Genomic DNA, 20,802 nt, shown 5'->3' on the forward strand with positions numbered 1-20,802 from the left:
ATCCCGTTGTCGACCGGATGCGTCCGGGACACCCGACCCGAGGAGCGTGGCCGCCGTGAGAGTCATCGTCGTAGGAGCCGGCGTGGTGGGAACCATGCACGCCTGGCACGCAGTCAGCCGCGGCCACGAGGTCGTACAGATCGAGCGCGAGAGCGAGGCGCGCGGGGCATCGCTCCGCAATTTCGGACAGATTTGGGTCAGTGGCCGGGCCGGGGGCGAGGAGCTGGAAACCGCCCTGAGAGCACGGGAGTTGTGGGAGAAGATTGGGCAGCGGGTGCCGGGGCTCGGGTTCCGGGGCTGTGGTTCGCTCACCCCGCTGCGGACCGGGGCCGAGGCGGCCGTCGCCGAGGCGGCGCTCGCCCGGCCCGACGCGGCGGCGCGCGGCTACAGGCTGCTCACCGCCGGGGAGGCCCGCGCCCTCAACCCCGCCCTGCGCGGCACGTTCACCGCCGCCCTGTGGTGCGAGCGGGACGCGGCGGTCGAGCCACGCACCGCCCAACTCGCCCTGAAAGCAAAGTTGCTGGCTTCCGGTCGGTACACCTTCCTCGGCGGACGCGAGGTCCGCGACGTCGTCGGTACCGCCTCCGTGCGCGACGACCACGGTGACGTCCACACCGGTGACGCCGTGATCCTGGCGACCGGCGCGTGGCTCGGTGGGCTCGTCCGCGAACTGGCCGGGCCCGAGCTGCCCGTCCGCCGCGTCCGCCTCCAGATGATGCAGACCGACCCCCTCGGTGAGCCCCTCACGACCTCGGTCGCCGACGCCGACAGCTTCCGCTACTACCCCGCCTACCGCAGCGAGGCGCTCGACGCCCTCAACGCCCACCAGCCCCAGGACCCAATCGCCGCCGAGCACCGCATGCAGCTCCTCATGGTGCAGCGGAGCGACGGCGGGCTGACCGTCGGGGACACCCACGAGTACGAGCACCCCTTCGCCTTCGACACCGTCGAGGAGCCGTACGAGCACCTCACCCGGGTCGTCGAGGCCTTCCTCGGCCGCCCGCTGCCCCGCATCAGGCACCGCTGGGCGGGCGTCTACGCCCAGTGCACCGACACCTCACGCGTCGTCCACCGCCAGCAGGTGGGCGACGGGGTCTGGCTCGTCACCGGGCCCGGCGGGCGCGGCATGACGTGCTCGCCCGCCATCGCCGAAACGACCGCCGACGAACTGGGCTGGTGAACCACATGACTTCAGCAGAGCAAGCGACCGAAGCGACCGGGCGCAACCCCTACCGCCTCGTCGTCCTCGACATGGCCGGGACCACCGTCGCCGACGGCGGCCTCGTCGAGCAGGCCTTCTCCGCCGCCGCCGAACGCCTCGGTGTGAAGCCCGGATCGGGAGACCACGAGCGCCAACTAGCCCACGTACGCGCCACCATGGGCGAGTCCAAGATCTCCGTCTTCCGGCACCTCTTCGGGGACGAGGAGAAGGCCGAGTACGCCAACGCCGCCTTCGAGGAGGCGTACGGGGAACTCGTCGACGGCGGCCGTATCGCCCCGATCCCCGGCGCCCGGGAGGCCGTCGAGCGCCTCACCGCCGAGGGCCGCACCGTCGTCCTGACCACCGGGTTCGCCCGCACCACCCAGGACGCCATCCTCGCCGCCCTCGGCTGGCAGGACCTCGTCCCCCTCGCCCTCTGCCCCGCCGACGCGGGCGGCCGGGGGCGCCCCTACCCGGACATGGTGCTGGCCGCCTTCCTACGCACGGGTGCCGTGGACGACGTGCGGCGGATCGTGGTGGCGGGGGACACCTCGTACGACATGCTCAGCGGGCAACGCTCCGGCGCCGGGCTCGTCGCGGGCGTCCTCACCGGCGCCCACGACGCCGGTCAGCTGGAACGGAACGGCGCCACCCACGTCCTCGGGTCGGTCGCCGAGCTGCCCGACCTCATCGCACGGGCCGAGGCATGAGCGCCGGGCCCACCACCGTACCCACTGGCACCGCACCGGCCCCCACCGCACCCGGCGGCGGTGGGTCATGAGGCTTCGCAGCCCGTAAGGACATCAATGCCACCGACGCCTACGCCGCGGAACTCGACGGGCTGTTGGAGGGCGTGGAGATCTTCGAGCCGGACTGGTCGGACATCGGCACCAACCCGGACACGTACATCGACGCCTGGAAGACGGCCACCGGAAGCTGACCGGCCATCTTTCGGCCACGGTCTCCTGCGAAGGTCTCATCCCGCACCGCGAAGGTCTGGACTCCGCCCGCCTGTCTCGCGAAGGTAACGGGTCTGGTCCAGAAGGTAGTTCACGCCCCGCCGGCCACCTCGTGCCACCGTCCCCCTGGAGGATCTCGTGTCCCGATCCGTCTCCCGACGCTCCGTGCTCGCCACCACGGCAGCCGCTGCCTCCGCCGCGGCCGTCGGCTCGCTCGCCACCGCCCACGCCGCCCACGCCGCCCCGCCCACGCTCCCGGACGGCACCAGCAAGGACAAGGTCCTCGTCGTCGGCGTCGACGGGCTCCGCCACGACGTCATCGCCGCCGCCAACGCCCCGCACCTCAAGGCGATGATGGCGAACGGCACGTACGGCACCTCGCTGCTGTACGCCAACCCGATGGCCGCCACCTCCTCCGGCCCCGGCTGGTCGACCATCTCCACCGGCGTCTGGCCCGACAAGCACGGCGTGAAGGACAACTCCTTCGCCGGCAAGAACTACACGCGCTACCCCGGATTCCTCGCCCGCCTCGCCCAGGTACGGCCCCAGCTCTCCACGTACGCCGCCGTCGACTGGAAGCCCCTGGACGCCCAGGGCACGGTCACCGCGGGCGCCGACGCCAAGCTCGTCCTGGACGGCGACCGCGACGGCTACACCGGCCACGACGCCACCATCGCCGCCGACACCGAGTCGATCCTGCGCAACCAGAACCCGGACGTCGTCTTCGCCTACCTCGGCCAGGTCGACATCGTGGGCCACAACCTCGGCGCGGCCAGCGCCCAGTACCGCCAGGCCATCGACACCGTGGACGGCTACCTCGGCCGCCTCCTCGCCGCGATCAGGGCCCGCCCGACGTACGGCACCGAGCGGTGGACCGTCATCGTCGCCACCGACCACGGCCACACCAACGCCGGCGGCCACGGCGGCAGCACCATCGAGGAGCGCCGCACCTTCGTCCTCGCCCAGGGCCCCGGTATCGCGGCCGGTGCCACGCCCGGCGACACCCGCCTCGTCGATGTCGCCGCCACCGTCTTCAAGCAGCTCGGCATCACACCGGACCCCGGCTGGGGCCTGGACGGCAAGCCGATCCAGGAGCGCTCCACCGACCCCTTCGAGACCCTCTACCCGGCGCTCGCGGGCCGGGTCGACGAGAGCGGCATCCCGGCGGGCGTCCTCGGCTGGACCCACACCGCGCCGAGCGGCTGGTCGGTCATCAACTCGGCGATGGGCACCGGGGGCGTGGCCGAGTGGCGCGGCTGGTCCTTCGCCACCGACGAGTTCTGGAGCCGCTCCCAGCGCGACCAGTCCCGTGAGCTGAACGTCCGCTCGCGCGGGATCTTCGCGGTCGCCGACTCCGACGAGTGGGACGACAAGGCCTCCTCCGGCCCGTACGACTCCACGCTCGTCACCCCGGCGTACGCGGTCGGCGGCAAGTCCACCGTGACGCTGGACTTCACCACCCTGTACCGGCAGGAGGGCGGCCAGAGCGCCCGCGTCCTCGCCTCCTGGAACGGCGGCACACCGACCGTCGTCCGCTCCTACACCTCGGACGTCATCTCCCAGCCGCAGTCGCTCGGCCTGAGCGTCCCGGCCGGGGCGACCAGCGTCAGCTTCCGCTTCCACTACACCGGCTCCAACAACTGGTACTGGGTGATCGACGGGGTCAAGATCACGGCGGGCTAATTATGCTGGGGGTGCCGGGACGGCGTGGTCCGGGCACCCCCAGCGTGCAGTACGTACGGCAGGAGTCCCCGCACATGGCAGACCGCAAGCCGATCACTTCCTGGCTCACCGACATGGACGGCGTCCTCATCCACGAGGGCATCCCGATCCCCGGCGCCGACGCCTTCATCAAGCGGCTGCGGGATTCCGGGCTCCCCTTCCTCGTCCTCACCAACAACTCCATCTACACCGCGCGCGACCTGCACGCCCGCCTCAGCCGCATGGGCCTGGACGTGCCCGTGAAGAACATCTGGACCTCCGCCCTCGCCACCGCCCAGTTCCTGGACGACCAGCGCCCCGGCGGCACGGCGTACGTCATCGGCGAGGCCGGGCTCACCACCGCGCTGCACGACATCGGGTACGTGCTGACCGACCACGCCCCGGACTACGTGGTGCTCGGCGAGACCCGCACCTACAGCTTCGAGGCGCTCACCAAGGCGATCCGCCTGATCAACGCGGGCGCCCGCTTCATCTGCACCAACCCGGACGAGACCGGGCCGTCCGCCGAGGGCCCGCTGCCCGCCACCGGTTCGGTCGCCGCCCTGATCACCAAGGCCACCGGCAAGGAGCCGTACTTCGCGGGCAAGCCCAACCCGCTGATGATGCGGACCGGGCTGAACGCCATCGGCGCCCACTCCGAGACCAGCGCCATGATCGGCGACCGGATGGACACCGACGTCCTGGCCGGCCTGGAGGCGGGGATGCAGACGTTCCTGGTCCTCACCGGCCTGACGGGCGTCGCGGACGTCGACCGCTACCCGTTCCGGCCGTCCCACGTCGTCGACTCCATCGCGGACCTGGTCGATCTCATCGACCTGCCGGACCAGGCGGACCGCCCCTGACCTGCACGGACCGCATCCGCAGTCGCTCGCGCGTCGCTCGAATGGAGGACTGCGGATGCGGGTCCCGGGCCCAGGTGTGAACCTTCCCCTAGGAGGTTCACGATGCGTTCCACACCCATCACGCTCTGTGCCGCAGCGGCGGCCGCGCTCATAGCCCTGCCGGGGCCCGCCGCCCAGGCGTCCCCGGCCGCCCGGGCCGGTGACGACGACCGGAGGGCCGGCACCGTCTCGGTCACCCCGTCCACGATCGCCCCGGGCGGGCAGGTCGAACTCTGGGTCGACGTCTGCGGCAAGGGCCGTCAGGCCAAGGGCAACTCCGACGCCTTCGTCTCGGAAGCCCACTTCGCCCCGGCCGACAACAAGGGCCTCTACGCCGAGGCCACCATCCGCTCCGACGCCGAGCCCCGCTCCTACGACGTCTGGGTGACGTGCAAGGACGGCAAGGGCAAGGCGACCGGCACCCTCACCGTCATCCACCACACCCGCCCCTCGCCCGCGGCCCCCGTCAAGGCGGGCGGCGGAGGAACCGCCACCCTCGCCGAGCGGGGAGCCGAGTCCGAGGGCCCCGGCACCCGGCACGCGGTGATCGGCCTCGCCCTCGCCGCCGTCGCCTCCGTGGCCTTCGCCCTGCGCACCTCGCGCCGCCGCGACCCGGCCGCGGACTGACATGTCCGCCCCGGACCGCCCGGCAGGCACCGGGCGACTGCTGACCGGTGTGGCCTGGGCCCTTCTGCTGCTCGGCCTCTGGCTCTGGGGGCGCGACGCGTCCGGCGGGATGTCGGCCCCGACCACCGGGGACGTCGCAGCGGTCGGCCGCCCGCTCGGGGCCCCGCTGCCCCCGGCGCACGAGCCGGTCGAGGGCGCCGCCCCGCGCAGTGTGGAGGTCCCCTCCGTCGGGATCGACGCGCCGGTCGTCCGGCGCGGCCTCGACAAGGACGGGGCCATCGACCCGCCGCCGTACGACCTGCCGCAGACGGCCGGCTGGTACGGCAAGGGCACCGAGCCCGGCGCCGAGGGGGCGGCCCTGCTCGTCGGCCATGTCGACACCGAGACCAAGCCCGCCGTCTTCTACGGGCTCAGCGCGGTCCGGCCGGGCGAGAAGGTGAAGGTGACCCGGGAGGACGGCAGCGTCGCCGAGTTCACCGTGGACGACGTCCAGGTCGTCACCCGGGAACGCTTCGACGCCGAGAAGGCGTACGGGCCCCGCGTGGACGGCCGGGCGGAGCTGCGGCTGATCACCTGCGGCGGGACGTACGACCAGAAGTCCCGCTCCTACACGGCGAATGTAGTCGTCTCGGCCTACCTCACGGGTGCGCGGAACGCGTGAGGGAGTGACGGGAAGGACACCCGGCCCGGCCGGCCTCGACCGTGTGCACCGGGCCGCGGGAGTTGCCCGGCGCGGTACGGGAGGACCGTGTGGTACGGGGTCGATCTCTGCCGCCACTGTAGGGGGACGGGTGCCCCGCAGGAGCCGGTTTCGAACAAGATGTCCAAAACTCGGCGCCTCTGTGTGACGGTGGGGATCCCTTGTGGTGGGGGCGTGAGGAGGTGGCGATGAGCGCCCCGTAGCCACCCCACTGCCAATTCATGACGCTCCGCACTCTTCTTGTTGCTGTGCGTTGAGAGCGTGGCGGTGTCGGTGTTCACGGGACGGGGAATGATCAAGGCCCCCTCACGCCGGTGAGGGGGCCTTGATGGTGCGTGCGCCGTCAGGGACTCGAACCCCGGACCCGCTGATTAAGAGTCAGCTGCTCTAACCAACTGAGCTAACGGCGCCTGCTGACCTGGAGAACTCTACCCGACTCCGGCGAGTGCCCCGGACCATTTACCCGCCGCCACGCCCTGTCAGATGGTCGTTTTTTCTTATTGATCCGTCAAAATGCGTTATGTCGGGAGAGTTGAGGCGCGGACGCCCGTCACAGCTGCGCCCAAAGATCTTGACGAGTGACGAGTGACGAGTACGGAGGGGAATCGCATGACTGTGCCGGTCTTCGAGGAGTACGAGCCCGCCATCGACTGCGTCTGTGCGGGGTGCGCCCTGCAACGGCGGGCCGCCGCGCGCGCCGTCCCGGTGCGGTACGGCGGCCACCCCGCCGCCCACGGCGCCCGCCGCGCCCTGGTCCTGGCCACGGCCGCCGGGGTGGTCCTCTCCTGCGGGGCCGCCGGAGCGGCGGCCGCCGCCGGCCAGAGCCCCGGAGCCCCCCGGGCCGACAAGGACCCCGAGCCCGTGCCGGACACCCCGCAGGGCGAGAAGGGCCCGCTGAAGGGGTCCGGCGCCTCCGGGCCGCCGTCGGACAGCGCGGTCCTGCGCAAGACCACCCGGGCCGAGATCATCAACCGGGCCAAGACGTGGGTCGACGCGAAGGTCCCGTACAGCATGGAGAAGTACTGGTCGGACGGGTACCGCCAGGACTGCTCCGGCTATGTGTCGATGGCCTGGAACCTCGGCACCAACGAATGGACCGGCAGCCTCGCGAGCTACGGGACCCGGATCGCACGCGCCGACCTCCAGCCCGGCGACATGCTCCTCTTCCACAACCCCGCCGACCCCTCCAAGGGCTCCCACGTCACCCTCTTCGGCGGCTGGACCGACTACACGCGCACCCACTACGTCGCCTACGAGCAGGCGCGTCCGCGGACGCGGAAGCAGTCGACGCCCATGGCGTACTGGAGCAACTCCGACCGGTACGTCGCCTACCGCTACAAGGGCGTCAGCGGCGGCGCACCCGGCTCGAGCTCCACCACCGCCTTCCCCGGTGCCGGCCAGTTCGGCCCCGGCGCGAACAACGCCCACGTCACCCGGCTCGGCGAGATGCTGATCGCGCGCGGCGGCAAGCGGTTCTACGCGGTCGGGCCCGGCCCCGTGTGGGGCGAGGCCGACCGGCGGGCCACGCAGGCGTTCCAGCAGGCCCAGGGGTGGAAGGGGGTGGAGGCGGACGGCCTCCCCGGCCCGGACACCTGGCGACTGCTGACGACGGGCGCCGGTCGCGACATCCCGGCCGCCGTCACGGGCGGCAGCCCGAACACGTCGGTGGCCTTCCCCGGTCGCGGCTATTTCCAGCCGGGTAGCTCCAACAGCCATGTCGACCGGCTCGGCAGACAGTTGGTGAAGAAGGGATACGGCAAGCACTACGTGTCGGGCCCCGACCCCCGCTGGACCGAGGCGGACCGCCGCAACGTCGAGGCTTTCCAGCGGGCCCAGGGCTGGCGCGGCGGCGCGGCGGACGGATACCCGGGGCCGGAGACCTGGCGCCGGCTCTTCGCCTGACGGACTTGATGGACCTGACGGATGACGGATGACGGATGACGGAAAGGAACCGGGAACCGGTGAGCCCAGACCAGACCCCCCACCCCCTGACTGACCACGACGGCCGCACCTCCGGCGGCGAGACCCCGATGCCACTGGTGGACGAGGTGGCCCTGCATCAGCCGGCCCTCCCCACCCCACCACCCCTGTTCCGCCCGAAGCGGGAGGAGGCGCCGCCGGTGGGGGAGGACCGGCCGGTGGGGGAGGGACCCCTGTCGGTGGAGGACCGGCAGGCGGTGAAGGACCCGCCGGCGGGGAAGGGCCCCCAGATGTGGGAGGACCCGCCGGCAGGAGAGGACCCGCTACCGGGGGAGGCGAGCCCGGAGGGTCCGGAAGGCCTCGCTGCCCCGGACTCGGCCCCGGACCTGGACTCGGCCCCGGACCTGGACTCGACGCCGGAACCGGATTCGGACCCCGCCCCCGCCTGCGCCCCGAGGCCCCCACTCAAGCCGATCCGCCTGGTCCACCCGGGCCGAAGCCTCCACCTGGACCAGTTCGAACCCGACGTGCCCCACCTGCGGTCCGCCCGCCCGGAGCGCCCGGAGAACCTTGCCCGCCCCGAGCCCGTCCTGCCGCACGTCCAGCCCGTACGGCGTATGAGGACGGACCCCTCGGCGGAGTGGACCCCGCTCCCCTCTTACGGCGAAGAGGCAGGGCCCCGCCCGGCGCAGGCCCCCGACGCGCAGACGGACAAGGACAAGGAGACGGCCCCCGGTCTCGGAGCCAAGGACCCCGACACCACCGACCTCGACCTCGTCCTGGTCAACGGCGCCCGCGCCACATCCGCCACCGTCTCCGTACCCGCCCCGCACCCCCCGCCCCACCCCCGCCGCCACTCCGTCATCGCCGGTGAGTCCACCGCCTCCATCCCCGTGCACCTCCTCTTCCGGGACGACCCGGAGCAGCCCGAACCCGCCGCCCTCCCCACGACGCTGGCCCGCCCCACCACCGGCCCGGGCAGAAGCGCGGGCCCCGGAACCCCCGCCGACCGCACCCCCCGCCCCCGCTCACCCCGCCCCCGCGTCGATCCCCCCACCCGTCCCGCCCCCCTCGCCGACCCGCGCCTCGTCGAGCGCCCCGGCCCCGCCCTCCCCGGGTACGCCGCCCTGCTCACCGGGGCCGCCGGACTCCTCGGCGTACTGGCTCTCCTCTGGTGGCGCGGCGCCCTCCCCGCCGCCGCGCAGAGTGCCGTCGGCCTCGCCCCCCGCCCGTACGAGGGCATCGGCGCCGGCGTCTGGGCCGGCCTCGCCCTCCTGGTCACCGTGGTCGTCCTCGCACTCGGGGGCCTCGGCCGCGGCCGCGTCGGATACGCCTGTGTGCTCACGCTCTTCGGCGACTACCGGGGGAGCGTCCGCCGCACCGGCCTGGTCTGGGTCTCGCCCCTGCTGCTGCGCCGCCACGTCGACGTACGCCTGCGGCACTGGCGCAGCGAACCGCTCCCGGCGGTCGACGCGAACGGCACCGCGCTGCGCGTCGTCGTCCTGGTGGTCTGGCGGATCAAGGACACCGTCCGCGCCGCCCTCGGGATCGAGGACCACGAGGCGTACCTGAGTGCTCAGGTGGAGTCCGCCATGGCCCGGGTCCTCTCGCAGCTGCCCGCCGACGCGTTCCACGAGGACGCCCCGACGCTCCGCGACGCGGAGGCCGTCGGCGACGCGCTGACCCGGATGCTGAAGGCGGACTGCGAGCCGGTCGGCGTGGAGGTGTACTCGGCGCAGCCGACCGGGATCGAGTACGCCCCCGAGGTCGCGGCGGCCATGCAGCGGCGGCGGATCGCCGCCATCGACGCCAAACACCGGGACAGCGTGCTGACTTCGGTGGTGGACGCGGTGGACGACACCGTCAACCGGCTGACCACGCGCGGCATCGTCGACCTCGACGACTACGAACGTAAAGCACTGGTCAAGGACTTGACGGTCGCCTTCTACACCGGCCGGACCGGCGGGGGCGACAGCGCCTGACGGGCGGTCAGCGCCGCGTCAACGGACGGAGGGGCCCGGAGACTTCACTCCGGGCCCCTTCTCGTCGCTCCGGAATCCGATGCCGATTGGTCTGGACATGTTCACGCGACGTCAATAATCTAAGACTTGGTCTAGACCGCAGCATCCACCCACCACGCACCAAGCGCGCAGCATGTCGAGCAATGCTCATGGAACCTCCCCCACGTTCTAGAGGAGCGACAGCAATGCGGAAAAAGGCAAGCGCGGCCGTGATCGGCCTGGCGATAGCGGGCGTTTCCGTGCTCGCGACCACCAGCGCCAGCAGCCACGGCTACACGGACTCCCCCATCAGCCGCCAGAAACTCTGTGCCAACGGCACCGTCACCGGCTGCGGCAACATCCAGTGGGAGCCCCAGAGCGTCGAGGGCCCCAAGGGCTTCCCGGCCTCGGGTCCCGCCGACGGCAAGATCTGCTCCGGCGGCAACGGGCAGTTCGCCCAGCTCGACGACCCGCGCGGCGGCAACTGGCCCGCCACCCAGGTCACCGGCGGCCAGGGCTACAGCTTCCGCTGGCAGTTCACCGCTCGTCACCGCACGAGCGACTTCCGCTACTACATCACCAAGAACGGCTGGGACTCCACCAAGCCGCTCACCCGGGCCGCGCTCGAATCGCAGCCCTTCATGACCGTGCCGTACGGAAGCCAGCAGCCGCCGGCCACGCTGACCCACCAGGGCACGATCCCCACCCAGAAGAGCGGTAAGCACGTCATCCTCGCCGTCTGGAACGTCGCGGACACCACCAACGCGTTCTACGCGTGCTCGGACGTCAAGTTCTGATGTCCCGCGGGTAGCCCGTAGGGCGCCTGTGGATCTTCCGCTGTGGCTCGACACGGCGGCCCTGAGCCGGGGTCGCCGTTGCGGTGGGCGGCTGCTGAACCGGGCCGGGAACAGCACTGTGGGCGGTCTCCGCGAGGGAGACCGCCCACAGGCGTTGTCGTGCGCCGTCAGGGACTCGAACCCCGGACCCGCTGATTAAGAGTCAGCTGCTCTAACCAACTGAGCTAACGGCGCCTGCTGACTCGAAAATAATACCTGGTCCTCAGGGGTGCTGATGACACCCCTGAGTCCAGGCCCCTACGCGCTCCGGCGGGAGCTTCCTCCCCGGTCCGGGCGGGACGCCCCCGGTCCAGGCCTACAGCGCCAGCGACAGCAGCACCGGAGCCGCGCGCCGGTTCAGCGTGTCCGCCGCCTCGCGGAGCCGGTGGGCGTCCTCGATCGGTAGCGACAGGGCCAGGCATCCGGCGGTGGCCCCGGCCGTCAGCGGCACCGCCGCGCAGACGGTGCCCACCGCGTACTCCTGGAGATCCAGCACCGGGACCGTGGCGGGTTGCGCGTCGAGCTTGGAGAGGAGGACCTTCTCGCTGGTGATCGTCCGCGAGGTGAGCCGGGCGATCCTGTGTCGGGAGAGGTGGTCGCGCCGCCCCTCGTGGTCGAGCTGGCCCAGCAGGCATTTGCCGACCGCGCTGGCGTGCGCGGAGGAGCGGAAGTCCACCCACTCGTTGACCGCCGGGGTGAGCGGGCCGTCGGCGACCTGGGTGACGCTGATCTCGCCGTCCACGTACCGGCTGAGGTAGACGGCGGCGCCCACCGAGTCGCGCAACTGGTCCAGCGCCTGCTGGAGCCGGCCCTCCAGGGCCTGGCGGCGGGCCGCCCCGGAGCCGAGGAGCAGCAGGGAGGCTCCTGTGACGTACGCCCCGTCGCTCACCTGCTCGACGTACCCCTCGCGGCGCAGCGTCAGGAGCAGGGAGGCGAGGTGGCCGGCCGGCAGGCCCGTCTCGCGGGAGATCTGCGCGTCGGTCACACCGCCGCCGTGCTGCGAGACCGATTCGAGCACGCGCAGCGCGTACTGCACCGAGTGGAACGGTGCGGTCGGCTCGGGCTTCAACGCCACGGTGTCCCCCTACAGGTTGTGACCGCAAGCTTCGGCCCCACGATAGCGGCCGGGCACCGCTCTCGGGGCGGCAGTTGACCAGTCAGTAGGGGCGCCCCGGCCCTGTCAGCTGGGGCGCACCCTCCTGGCATATGCCAATGTCATGAGCGGGCGAGTGACTCCGAGGTCACAGCACCGCGTCGAGGAACTCGCGCGTACGTTCGTGCGACGGATCGGAGAAGATTTTCTCCGGGGTTCCGGACTCCACGACCCGGCCCGCGTCGAACATCAGCACCTTTTCCGAGACGTCCCGGGCGAAGTTCATCTCGTGGGTCACGCAGAGCATGGTGATGTCGGTGTTCCGGGCGATGTCGCCGAGCAGCTCCAGCACCCCCGCCACCAGCTCCGGGTCGAGCGCGGAGGTCACCTCGTCCAGCAGCAGGATCTCCGGCTCCATCGCCAGCGCCCGGGCGATGGCCACGCGCTGCTGCTGGCCGCCGGAGAGCTGGGAGGGGTGCGCGTCGACCTTGCCGGCGAGCCCCACCAGGTCCAGCAGCTCCCGGGCCCGGGTCTCCGCCTCCTCGCGGTCCTTGCCCAGGACGCTGATCGGCGCCTCGGTGATGTTCTGGAGCACCTTCATGTTGGGGAAGAGGTTGAACTGCTGGAAGACCATGCCGATCTTCTTCCGGGACTCCCGCAGCTCCTTCTCGCCCGCGGGCTTCAGCGCCCCGCCCGGGGTGCGGACGTGCGACAGCGGGGAGCCGTTGACCCAGATCACCCCGTCGCTGACCTTCTCCAGCGTCATCAGCAGCCGCAGAATCGTGGTCTTGCCCGAGCCGCTGGGCCCGATCAGGGTGACGTGCTCGCCGCGGTCGACCGTGAAGTCGAGCTGGTCCAGGACCACATGGTCGCCGTAGCGCTTGACCACCTTGTCGAAGCGGACCAGCGGCTCGCCCGTGCTCCCGGCCGCCGGGACGGCGTCCTCGGGGGCGGTGACCGGCGCTCCCCGGTCTGCGGACGCCGTCTTCTGCGGGGGGAGGGGTTCAGTGGCCAAGGCGCTTCTCCAGCTTCCTCATCAACAGCGACGTGGGGTAGCTCGCGACCAGGAAGATCAGGCCGGCGAGGGTGAACACCTCGGTGTACGCGAACTGCTCCGCCCCGTACTTCCGGGCCTCGAAGACCATCTCCTGCACCGTGATCACGGCCAGGAAGGGGGTCTCCTTGAACATCGAGATCGCGTAGTTCCCGAGGGCGGGCAGTACATTGCGTACCGCCTGCGGCAGGATCACGGCCTGCCAGGTGCGCCGGGGCGGCAGCGACAGCGCGCGGCAGGCCTCCCACTGGCCCTTCGGTACGCCGTCGATCCCGGCCCGGTAGACCTCGGAGGTGTACGCCGCGTAGTGGATTCCCAGCACCGTGATGCCGATGTACAGCGGCTCCACCGTGTTGAACAGGGCCGCCGCGCCGACCAGTTGGACCAGCAGCGGGGTGGAGCGGACGAACTCCGTGACGACCCGCACCGGGACGGTCACGAACTTGCTGGGAGCGCGTCCGGCCACCGCGACGGCCAGCCCCAGCACGGCCGCCACCAGGGTGCCCAGCACGGTGGCCAGCAGGGTGACTCTGAACCCCTCCAGGAGGAGCGGCAGGGACTCGCCGACGGCGTCCCAGTCGAAGCCGTCGTTCATCGGGTACCTCCCACGGCGGCGGCGGAGGCGCTGCGGCTCTTGAACAGGCTCGTCGCGCCGGTGGCCAGGCCGAGCCGCCGCTTGGCGCTCCGCTCCAGCAGGTTCATCAGCATCGTCAGCGCGTAGGCCAGCACGAAGTAGGCGGCCAGCAGGGTCAGATAGGCGGTGAGGGTCTCACCCGTACGGTCGCGCAGCGTCTGCACCACCGTCATCAGGTCGGCCGCCGAGATCAGCCACAGCAGCGGTGTGGCCTTCAGCAGCTGGATCAGCAGATTGGTGAAGGAGGGGATCATCTGCACCCAGGCCTGCGGCAGGATCACCTTCCGAAGACGCCTGAACGGCGACAGGTTGAGCGCGATCGCCGCCTCGTACTGGGCGCGCGGTACGGAGTTGATGGCGCCGCGCACCACTTCGGCGCCGTACGCACCGAAGTTGAGGCCGAACGCGACCACCCCGCAGACCACCGGGTCCAGTTCGTAGCCGGTCACCAGTGGCATCGCGTAGTAGAGCCAGAACAGCTGGATGTAGAGGGAGGTCCCCCGGAAGAACTCCACGACCACCCGGGAGAACCCGCGGGCCAGGAGCAGCCGGCTGCCCGCCATCAGGCCGAGCGCGAAGGCCAGCACCCCGGCCAGCAGCGCGCCCAGGACCGTGGCCTGGAGCGTCACCCACAGGCCCGAGCGGACCTGGGGGAACTCCTCGGCGAGGAGGGAGAAGAAGTCACTCATGCGTGCGCGTCCGCCCCGTCAGCCCTTGCACAGATCCGCGGTCTTCAGATCGGCGGGCGGGATCTCCGACTCCCCGAACCCGTACTCCTTCAGCAGCCCCACGTAGCGGGAGCGGTCCGACACGATCTTCTTCAGCTCGCGGTTGAAGGAGTCCCGCAGATCCTCGTTGCCCTTGCGGAACACCGCGCCGCCGGGCGAGAACTGCGCGTTGCCGTCGATCTGCGGCACGAACGCCTCGGTCACCTCGGTCTCCGGGTTGGTCTTCGCCAGCCAGCGCAGCGAGATGCCGGTGAGCAGGAACGCGTCGACCCGGCCGCCCTTGACGGCGTCGGCCCCGTCCTGCGGCTTCTGCAGCGTCTTGATCCTGTCCTCGGGGATGCCCGCGCCCTTGGCGTAACTGCCTTCCACCGCACCCGACATGACGCCGATGGTGATCCCGGCCTCCTTGGCGGAGGCCAGGTCGGTGACCTTCTTCGGGTTACCCTTCCGCACCATCAGCGCGGTCGGCGAGATGAACTCCGGCTCGGAGAAGATCGCGTTGCCGCAGCGCTCCGGGGTGATGGCCATGCCCGCGCTGACCACGTCGTACTTCCCCGCCTGGAGCCCCGGGATGAGCCCGTCCCACTCGGAGAGCGTCGGCTTCAGCTCCTTGACGCCCAGCGCCTCGAAGATCTCCCGGTGCAGGGTCGGGGCCTCGCCCTTGAGCTCCTTGCCCTCCATGTACCCGTACGGCGCCTCGTTGGCGTACGCCACGCGCACGAAGCCCTGCCTGCGGAGCTTGTCGAGGGCGCCCTCGCCGGTGGCGGAGCCCGCGTCGGTCTTGCTGCAGGCGGTCAGGAGTCCGGGAACGACCAGGAGGCCACCCACGGCCGCCGATCGATTGAGGAAGCCCCGACGGGAAAGGTGAGGGAAGTCAGCCATGGTTCGCGGTCTCCTGGAGGTCGAACAGTCCGGACAGGGTGAGCGCCTGCCCGATCCCGTACGTCTATGCAGGAAGCCGGTCCATGTAACCGAACGGTGGCCGGAGGGTGACCTTCCCGTGGCCTGATGCGGGCGGAGGGTGACGGGGTCGCTGCGGTGAGCTGCCCCCGGTGGGCCTCCGTCCCCTATGCGCCTTGCTCGCCTTCGGAGTTGTCGGTGGACGGGACGTAACCGCGTTGCTTGTCGACCACGTTGGGCAACGGGTCGCCATCCGCCCATAGTTCGTACATCGCCACGAACTGCTCACTCAGCCGGTCGCGCCAGCCGACCGTGTCCCCGCTCAGATGCGGTGAGATCAGCAGCCCCGGCACGTCCCACAACGGGCTGTCCGGCCCCAGTGGTTCGTCGTCGAACACGTCCAGCGCCGCCCCCGCCAGCCAGCGGCGGTTCAGCGCCTGGACCAGGTCCGCCTCCACCACGCTCGCCCCGCGCCCCACGTTGATGAACCGGGCCGAGGGCTGGAGCAGCCCGAAGAAGCGGGTGTCGAACATGCCGTACGTCGACGGGGTCAGCGGCACCGCGGAGATCACCCAGTCCGCCCGGGCGGCCAGCGGGCCCAGGTCCTCGATGCCGTGGATCGTGCGCCGGGCGGTCCGGCCCACCAGCGCCACCTGGACGCCCAGGCCGTGCAGCAGCCGGGTGATCTCCCGCCCGATCGGCCCCGCGCCGACGACCACCGCCCGCGAACCGGCGACCTGCTGCCCCTCCCGGTGGTGCCAGCGCCGCTCCCGCTGAAGGGCGAGGGTGGTGGGCAGGTCCTTGGCGAAGGCCAGCACCAGCCCCGCCACGTACTCGGCGATCGGCCGCTCGAAGATGCCCCGAGCGTTGGTCAGGACGGTGTCGGACGCGGCGAGCTCCGGGCAGAGCAGCCGGTCCACGCCCGCGCTCGCCGCATGCACCCAGCGCGGTCGCGTCCCCCCGCCGGGCCAGGCCCCACGCACCGCGTCGGAGGTGAGGTCCCACACCAGCAGCACATCGGCCTCCGGCAGCCGGGCGGCGAGCCCCGCCGCGCCGGTGCGCAGGACGCGGGCCCGGCCGGTCAGCCGGCCGAGGCGGGGGGACGGATCGGCATCGAGGACGAGAACGACGGGTTCCGGCATCGGTGGCTCATCACTCCGCAACGTCGCAGGTCGGCGTGGGTACCGGCATGACCATGGTCTCCGCACCGGCCACGCTCGCAGCCGCTCCCGCCCCCGTCAACACGGCCCCCGGCGCGCCCCGCCCACCCGCCCTCGTCGCCCCGCCGGAGGAATACTTGACAGGGGCAGGGGCACCAGTGGCTTTCCGCGCCCGACGCGAAGGAAGGGTGAACATGACCACGACCGTAGGACTTCTCTACCCGGGCCACGCCGCCGAGGACGACTTCCCACGGATCGAGATCACGCTGGACACGGACATCAGGCTGCCGCTGTTCTCCACCGAGACGGCCGAGGACTCCTACCGGCGGGGTTCCCTGCTGGAGTCCGGGGCGCCGGACCGGCTCGCCGAGGGCGTCGAGGAGCTGCGGCTCGCGGGCGCCGAGGCACTCGTCTGGGCGAGCCCCGGCGGCAGCTTCGCGTACGGCTGGGCGGGCGCCCACAACCAGATCGCCACGCTGGCCCGGAGCGCGGGCCTGCCCGCCTCCAGCACCGCCTTCGGCTTCGTCCACGCGGTACGGGAGCTGGGCGCCGGCCGGGTCGCGGTCGCCGCCGCCTGGCCCGAGGACATCACCGCGCTCTTCGCCGAGTTCCTGGTGGCGGGCGGCGTGGAGGCGGTGGCCTCCCGGAGCGCCGGTCTCACCACAGCCGCCGAGGTCGCGGCGTGGGAGCCGGGCCAGGTCAAGGAGCTCGCCCTCGCCGCTGACCACCCGGAAGCCGAGGTGCTGCTGCTCCCGGACGCGGCCCTGCACACGGCCGCGTCCATCCCCGAACTGGAGGAGGCGCTCGGCAAGCCGGTCCTCACGGCGAACCAGGTGACGGTCTGGGAGGGCCTGCGGCTGACCGACCGCCGCATCTGGGCCCCGACGCTGGGCACCCTCTTCGCCACCCGCCCGCCGGCCCCGGGCGCGGTGGAGCCGAAGGGCATCGAGGTACGGGAGTAGCCCGGACCGCCCCCTGACGGCTCTCCCGGAACAGGTCCCGGAATAAGCGGAGCCATCCTCCTGTTGTACGGCTCCGATACGCGTACGTACGACGAGCAGCACCGGGAGAGGGCCGACACGTGGACGAGATCCGAGGCGGGGACACGGGCGACGGGACGGACGGCGACGGAATCAGGGGTACGGCCGCCGGCACGGCCCCCGTACCGCTCTCCGTACTCGACCTGGTGACCGTGGGGCAGGGCCGCACCGCGACCCAGGCCCTGCGGACCGGCGTCGAGATCGCCCAGCTCACCGAGAGCCGCGGCTTCCACCGCTACTGGGTCGCCGAGCACCACTCCATGCCCGGGGTCGCCTCGTCCTCCCCGGCCGTGATCCTCGCGCACATCGCCGCCCACACCGACCGCATCCGGCTCGGCTCCGGCGGCGTCATGCTGCCCAACCACGCCCCGCTGGTGATCGCGGAGCAGTTCGGCACCCTGGAGGCGATGGCCCCCGGCCGCGTCGACCTCGGCCTCGGCCGGGCCCCCGGCACCGACGGCGCGACGGCCGCCGCCCTGCGCCGCAGCGACCGGCTCAACGAGGGCGCCGATGACTTCCCGCAGCAGCTGAGCGAGCTGATCCGGTTCCTGGACGACGACTTCCCCGACGGGCACCCGTACGCCCGGATCCACGCCGTACCGGGCCCGGTCCAGGCGACCGCTCCCGGCGGGGTGCAGTCCGCGCACCGGCCGCCCGTCTGGCTGCTCGGCTCCTCCGGCTTCAGCGCCCGGCTGGCGGGGACGCTCGGCCTGCCGTTCGCGTTCGCCCACCACTTCTCGGCGCAGAACACGATTCCGGCGCTCGACCTGTACCGGGAGTCCTTCCGGCCCTCGGCCGTGCTGGACGCCCCGTACGCCCTGATCGGCGTCTCCGCGCTGGCCGCCGCCGACGAGCGCGAGGCCCGCCGCCAGGTGCTGACCGGCGCCCTGTCCATGGTCCGGCTGCGCACCGGGCGCCCGGGGCTGATCCCGAGCCCGGAGGAGGCGGCCGCGTACGATTTCTCCCCGACGGAACGGGAGTTCGTCGACGGTTGGCTCTCCAACGTCATCCACGGCACCCCCGACGAGGTCCGCACAGGCCTGGACGACCTGGCCAAGCGCACCGGCGCCGACGAGCTGATGATCACCGCCAACGCGCACGGCGGCGACGCCCGGCTGCGCAGCTACGAGCTGATCGCCGACGCGTACGGGCTGCCGGACAACGGCTAACCCGCCGTCGGCCGGGCCGTGATCAGCGCCGCGATCAGCTCCGGCGCCACGGCCCGGGAGTACAGCCACCCCTGCCCCGTGTCGCAGCCGATCCGGCGCAGCCGCTCCGCCTGCCCGGCCGTCTCCACGCACTCCGCGGTGACGGTCAGGCCCAGGCGGTGCGCCAGCTGCACCATCGCCTCCACGATCGTCTCGTCGGCGGGGCTGGGGTGCGTACCGTCCTCGTACCGGAAGCCCTTCACGAACGCCCCGTCCAGCTTCAGTACGGAGACGGGCAGCCGGCTGAGGTAGGCGAGGTTGGAGTACCCCGTCCCGAAGTCGTCGATGGCGATCCGTACGCCCATGTCGCTCAGCGCCTGGAGGGCTCGCAGCGGGCGGCCCCCCGAGCCCATCACCGCCGACTCGGTCAGCTCCAGCTGGAGCAGCCCGGGGGCCAGGCCCGTCTCGTTGAGGATCTGCGCCACGTCCGCGACCAGGTCGGAGTCCCAGACCTGGCGTACGGCGACATTGACGCTGATGAAGAGCGCCGGTTCGTCCGGGTGGTCCAGCTGCCAGCGCCGCGCCTGCCGGCACGCCGTGCGCAGCACCCACTGGCCGAGCTGCACGATCGAGCCGTCCTCCTCGGCGATCCCGACGAACCGATTCGGTGAGAGCACCCCGAACTGCGGGTGGTTCCAGCGCACCAGCGCCTCCACCCCGCGCACCACCCCGTCCGCCATGCCGACCAGCGGCTGGTACTCCAGCGTGAACTCGCCGCGCTCCACGGCCGGCCGGAGCGTGGAGGACAGGGCCTGGCGGGTCATGCGGTGCGCGTTGCGCTCGGGGTCGAAGAGGGTCCAGCGGGCCCGGCCGTCGGCCTTCGCCCAGTACAGCGTGGTGTCGGCGGCCTGCATCAGACCGGTGGGCGAGGTGCCCGCCACCGGCCGCTCCACCACCCCGATCGACGCGGAGACGGAGAGCCGCTGCCCGGCCAGGTCGAAGGGGTGCTGGAGGGCGGTCAGGACCGAGCGGGCCAGCTCGGTCAGCGCCTCCGTACCGCCGGAGTCCTCCACCAGGATCGCGAACTCGTCGCCGCCCAGGCGTGCCACCAGCCGGCTGCCGCCCGGGTTGCGGCTCGCGTCGTTCTCGGCGCAGTCGGTGAGCCGCCCGGCGACGGCGGCCAGCAGCCGGTCGCCGATCCGGTGGCCGAGCGTGTCGTTGATGGCCTTGAAGCCGTCCAGGTCCAGATAGCAGAGCCCGATCCGGCCGTGCCGGGGGAGCATCGAGTCGTCCTGGTACGGCGGGGTCTCCAGGGCCACCGAGAGCCGCTCGAAGAACAGCGTCCGGTTGGGCAGCCGGGTCACCGGGTCGTGCATCTGGAGGTGGCGCAGCCGGTCCTGGAGCTCGCGCCGGTCGCTGATGTCCGCCACCGTCAGCAGGACCCGCGCGGGCTCCGCCGCCGACGTGCCCGTCATGGGGACGACGGTCACCTCGGCCCACAGGGTGCGCCCGTCGGGGTGTTTGAGCCGGCGGGTGCAGCGGAACCGGGAGCGGCGGCCCTGGAGCACCTCGCGGTAGGCGTGCCAGGTGCGGTCGTCGGAGGCCAGGTCGACCAGCTCGCACGCCTGCCGCTCGGCCAGGGCCGCGGACGTCGTGCCCAGGAGCCCGCCGAGGGCGGCGTTGGCCCGTACGACGTGTCCCCGGCCGTCCACGACGGCCATGGGGAGGGTGGCGGCGTTGAAGGCGGCGCGGTGGTCGCGCAGCTCGGTGGCGGCGGCGTCCGCCGCGCTCCGGAGCGCGGCGGCGACCCGTGCTGCCGGGCGGGACGTATGACGCTGGGTGACCGGCGTGTCCACGGCGTCCGGGGATGTGCCTGCCGGGGCCCGGGGCCCTTCGGAGGTTCCGCTCACCGCTCGCTCCCGCTGTGAAGGTTGTCGTGAACAGGTGGGGTCGGACAGAGCACCGGGTGGTGAACCCGTGAAGGGGCCCGATCCACGCGGGAAAGCGTGGTGAAGCATAGAGGGTGGCGCGTCGGGCGTTCCAGCTCGCATCCGGCCATGGCTCGACCGAACGGCCGGTCTGCGCCGTTCCAGTTTGCCCGCTCCTGATGGTTTCTGCGCGGTTCTGTTGCATCGGCTCGTCGATCCGGCCGATGGTGACGTTCCGTAATGGTGTGGGGTGTGGTGCCGTCGGCGCACT

18 protein-coding genes, 2 tRNA genes and 1 pseudogene are annotated in these 20,802 nt (G+C 72.0%); 12 read left to right on the top strand and 9 right to left on the bottom strand.

The window, feature by feature from the left end:
* Positions 1-55 precede the first annotated feature (55 nt).
* From AMK21_RS00845 to AMK21_RS00875, 7 genes and pseudogenes are all read left to right on the top strand, one after another.
* The gene (locus AMK21_RS00845) at positions 56-1,180 is read left to right on the top strand and encodes a TIGR03364 family FAD-dependent oxidoreductase (RefSeq protein WP_073873122.1); all 1,125 of its coding nucleotides are present in this window, start codon (positions 56-58) and stop codon (positions 1,178-1,180) included.
* 5 nt (positions 1,181-1,185) lie between these two features.
* The gene (locus tag AMK21_RS00850; RefSeq protein WP_073874183.1) at positions 1,186-1,911 is read left to right on the top strand and encodes a phosphonatase-like hydrolase; all 726 of its coding nucleotides are present in this window, start codon (positions 1,186-1,188) and stop codon (positions 1,909-1,911) included.
* A 71-nt stretch (positions 1,912-1,982) separates the two neighbouring features.
* A pseudogene (locus AMK21_RS00855) lies at positions 1,983-2,141 on the top strand (2-aminoethylphosphonate ABC transporter substrate-binding protein); the annotation flags it as partial.
* A 157-nt stretch (positions 2,142-2,298) separates the two neighbouring features.
* Positions 2,299-3,843, top strand: coding sequence for an alkaline phosphatase family protein (locus AMK21_RS00860; RefSeq protein WP_073873125.1), 1,545 nt, complete (start codon positions 2,299-2,301; stop codon positions 3,841-3,843).
* Between the two features lie 74 nt (positions 3,844-3,917).
* Positions 3,918-4,724, top strand: coding sequence for an HAD-IIA family hydrolase (locus AMK21_RS00865; RefSeq protein ID WP_073873128.1), 807 nt, complete (start codon positions 3,918-3,920; stop codon positions 4,722-4,724).
* Between the two features lie 102 nt (positions 4,725-4,826).
* Positions 4,827-5,390, top strand: coding sequence for a hypothetical protein (locus AMK21_RS00870; protein WP_073873130.1), 564 nt, complete (start codon positions 4,827-4,829; stop codon positions 5,388-5,390).
* Between the two features lies 1 nt (position 5,391).
* Positions 5,392-6,051, top strand: a complete 660-nt coding sequence (locus AMK21_RS00875) for a class F sortase (protein WP_073873133.1) — start codon at positions 5,392-5,394, stop codon at positions 6,049-6,051.
* A gap of 375 nt (positions 6,052-6,426) precedes the next feature.
* On the opposite strand, the gene AMK21_RS00880 is transcribed toward AMK21_RS00875, so the two are convergent.
* Positions 6,427-6,500, bottom strand: a tRNA-Lys gene (locus tag AMK21_RS00880).
* A gap of 199 nt (positions 6,501-6,699) precedes the next feature.
* Here AMK21_RS00880 and AMK21_RS00885 point away from each other — a divergent pair.
* From AMK21_RS00885 to AMK21_RS00895, 3 genes are all read left to right on the top strand, one after another.
* The gene (locus tag AMK21_RS00885; RefSeq protein ID WP_073873136.1) at positions 6,700-7,992 is read left to right on the top strand and encodes a peptidoglycan-binding protein; all 1,293 of its coding nucleotides are present in this window, start codon (positions 6,700-6,702) and stop codon (positions 7,990-7,992) included.
* A 59-nt stretch (positions 7,993-8,051) separates the two neighbouring features.
* A complete protein-coding gene (locus AMK21_RS00890) occupies positions 8,052-9,992 on the top strand; it encodes an SPFH domain-containing protein (protein WP_073873139.1) in 1,941 nt (646 codons plus the stop codon).
* Between the two features lie 224 nt (positions 9,993-10,216).
* Positions 10,217-10,807 (top strand): lytic polysaccharide monooxygenase auxiliary activity family 9 protein, encoded by a 591-nt coding sequence (locus AMK21_RS00895; protein WP_073873142.1) that lies wholly within the window; start codon positions 10,217-10,219, stop codon positions 10,805-10,807.
* 160 nt (positions 10,808-10,967) lie between these two features.
* On the opposite strand, the gene AMK21_RS00900 is transcribed toward AMK21_RS00895, so the two are convergent.
* The 7 genes from AMK21_RS00900 to AMK21_RS00930 all read right to left on the bottom strand — a co-directional run bounded on the left by AMK21_RS00900 (position 10,968) and on the right by AMK21_RS00930 (position 16,397).
* A tRNA-Lys gene (locus AMK21_RS00900) sits at positions 10,968-11,041 on the bottom strand.
* Between the two features lie 121 nt (positions 11,042-11,162).
* Complete coding sequence (locus AMK21_RS00905; RefSeq protein WP_073873145.1) at positions 11,163-11,921, bottom strand: IclR family transcriptional regulator; 759 nt, start codon at positions 11,919-11,921, stop codon at positions 11,163-11,165.
* Positions 11,922-12,087: 166 nt separating this feature from the next.
* Positions 12,088-12,954 (bottom strand): ectoine/hydroxyectoine ABC transporter ATP-binding protein EhuA, encoded by an 867-nt coding sequence (gene ehuA, locus AMK21_RS00910; protein ID WP_073873148.1) that lies wholly within the window; start codon positions 12,952-12,954, stop codon positions 12,088-12,090.
* Positions 12,944-13,588: an ectoine/hydroxyectoine ABC transporter permease subunit EhuD gene (gene ehuD, locus AMK21_RS00915; RefSeq protein WP_073873151.1), complete on the bottom strand. Its 645-nt coding sequence runs from the start codon at positions 13,586-13,588 to the stop codon at positions 12,944-12,946. Before ehuD ends, ehuA begins: the two co-directional genes overlap by 11 nt.
* Complete coding sequence (gene ehuC, locus AMK21_RS00920; RefSeq protein WP_073873154.1) at positions 13,585-14,316, bottom strand: ectoine/hydroxyectoine ABC transporter permease subunit EhuC; 732 nt, start codon at positions 14,314-14,316, stop codon at positions 13,585-13,587. The genes ehuD and ehuC overlap by 4 nt, the downstream gene beginning before the upstream one ends.
* Positions 14,317-14,334: 18 nt before the next feature.
* Positions 14,335-15,237: an ectoine/hydroxyectoine ABC transporter substrate-binding protein EhuB gene (gene ehuB / locus AMK21_RS00925; protein ID WP_073873157.1), complete on the bottom strand. Its 903-nt coding sequence runs from the start codon at positions 15,235-15,237 to the stop codon at positions 14,335-14,337.
* Between the two features lie 185 nt (positions 15,238-15,422).
* Positions 15,423-16,397, bottom strand: a complete 975-nt coding sequence (locus tag AMK21_RS00930) for a D-2-hydroxyacid dehydrogenase (RefSeq protein WP_073873160.1) — start codon at positions 16,395-16,397, stop codon at positions 15,423-15,425.
* Between the two features lie 212 nt (positions 16,398-16,609).
* Between AMK21_RS00930 and AMK21_RS00935 the strand changes: the two genes are divergently transcribed.
* Together AMK21_RS00935 and AMK21_RS00940 are read left to right on the top strand one after the other, a co-directional pair.
* Positions 16,610-17,377, top strand: coding sequence for a decarboxylase (locus tag AMK21_RS00935; RefSeq protein ID WP_073873163.1), 768 nt, complete (start codon positions 16,610-16,612; stop codon positions 17,375-17,377).
* Between the two features lie 119 nt (positions 17,378-17,496).
* Positions 17,497-18,624: an LLM class flavin-dependent oxidoreductase gene (locus AMK21_RS00940; protein ID WP_073873166.1), complete on the top strand. Its 1,128-nt coding sequence runs from the start codon at positions 17,497-17,499 to the stop codon at positions 18,622-18,624.
* Here the strand turns inward: AMK21_RS00940 and AMK21_RS00945 are convergent.
* On the bottom strand, positions 18,621-20,513 hold the full coding sequence (locus AMK21_RS00945; protein ID WP_073873169.1) for a putative bifunctional diguanylate cyclase/phosphodiesterase: 1,893 nt from the start codon (positions 20,511-20,513) through the stop codon (positions 18,621-18,623). The two genes, AMK21_RS00940 and AMK21_RS00945, sit on opposite strands and share 4 nt — an antisense overlap.
* Positions 20,514-20,802: the final 289 nt, after the last annotated feature.

This window comes from Streptomyces sp. CB00316 (assembly GCF_001905595.1).
GTDB lineage: Bacteria > Actinomycetota > Actinomycetes > Streptomycetales > Streptomycetaceae > Streptomyces.

Bases quoted from the DNA above. Each gene is read 5' to 3' on its own strand.
- AMK21_RS00930 (WP_073873160.1), bottom strand. From the start codon at position 16,397: ATGCCGGAACCCGTCGTTCTCGTCCTCGATGCCGATCCGTCCCCCCGC.
- AMK21_RS00850 (WP_073874183.1), top strand. From the start codon at position 1,186: ATGACTTCAGCAGAGCAAGCGACCGAAGCGACCGGGCGCAACCCCTAC.
- ehuD (WP_073873151.1), bottom strand. From the start codon at position 13,588: ATGAACGACGGCTTCGACTGGGACGCCGTCGGCGAGTCCCTGCCGCTC.
- AMK21_RS00895 (WP_073873142.1), top strand. From the start codon at position 10,217: ATGCGGAAAAAGGCAAGCGCGGCCGTGATCGGCCTGGCGATAGCGGGC.
- ehuC (WP_073873154.1), bottom strand. From the start codon at position 14,316: ATGAGTGACTTCTTCTCCCTCCTCGCCGAGGAGTTCCCCCAGGTCCGC.
- AMK21_RS00935 (WP_073873163.1), top strand. From the start codon at position 16,610: ATGACCACGACCGTAGGACTTCTCTACCCGGGCCACGCCGCCGAGGAC.
- ehuB (WP_073873157.1), bottom strand. From the start codon at position 15,237: ATGGCTGACTTCCCTCACCTTTCCCGTCGGGGCTTCCTCAATCGATCG.
- AMK21_RS00870 (WP_073873130.1), top strand. From the start codon at position 4,827: ATGCGTTCCACACCCATCACGCTCTGTGCCGCAGCGGCGGCCGCGCTC.
- AMK21_RS00865 (WP_073873128.1), top strand. From the start codon at position 3,918: ATGGCAGACCGCAAGCCGATCACTTCCTGGCTCACCGACATGGACGGC.
- AMK21_RS00875 (WP_073873133.1), top strand. From the start codon at position 5,392: ATGTCCGCCCCGGACCGCCCGGCAGGCACCGGGCGACTGCTGACCGGT.
- AMK21_RS00885 (WP_073873136.1), top strand. From the start codon at position 6,700: ATGACTGTGCCGGTCTTCGAGGAGTACGAGCCCGCCATCGACTGCGTC.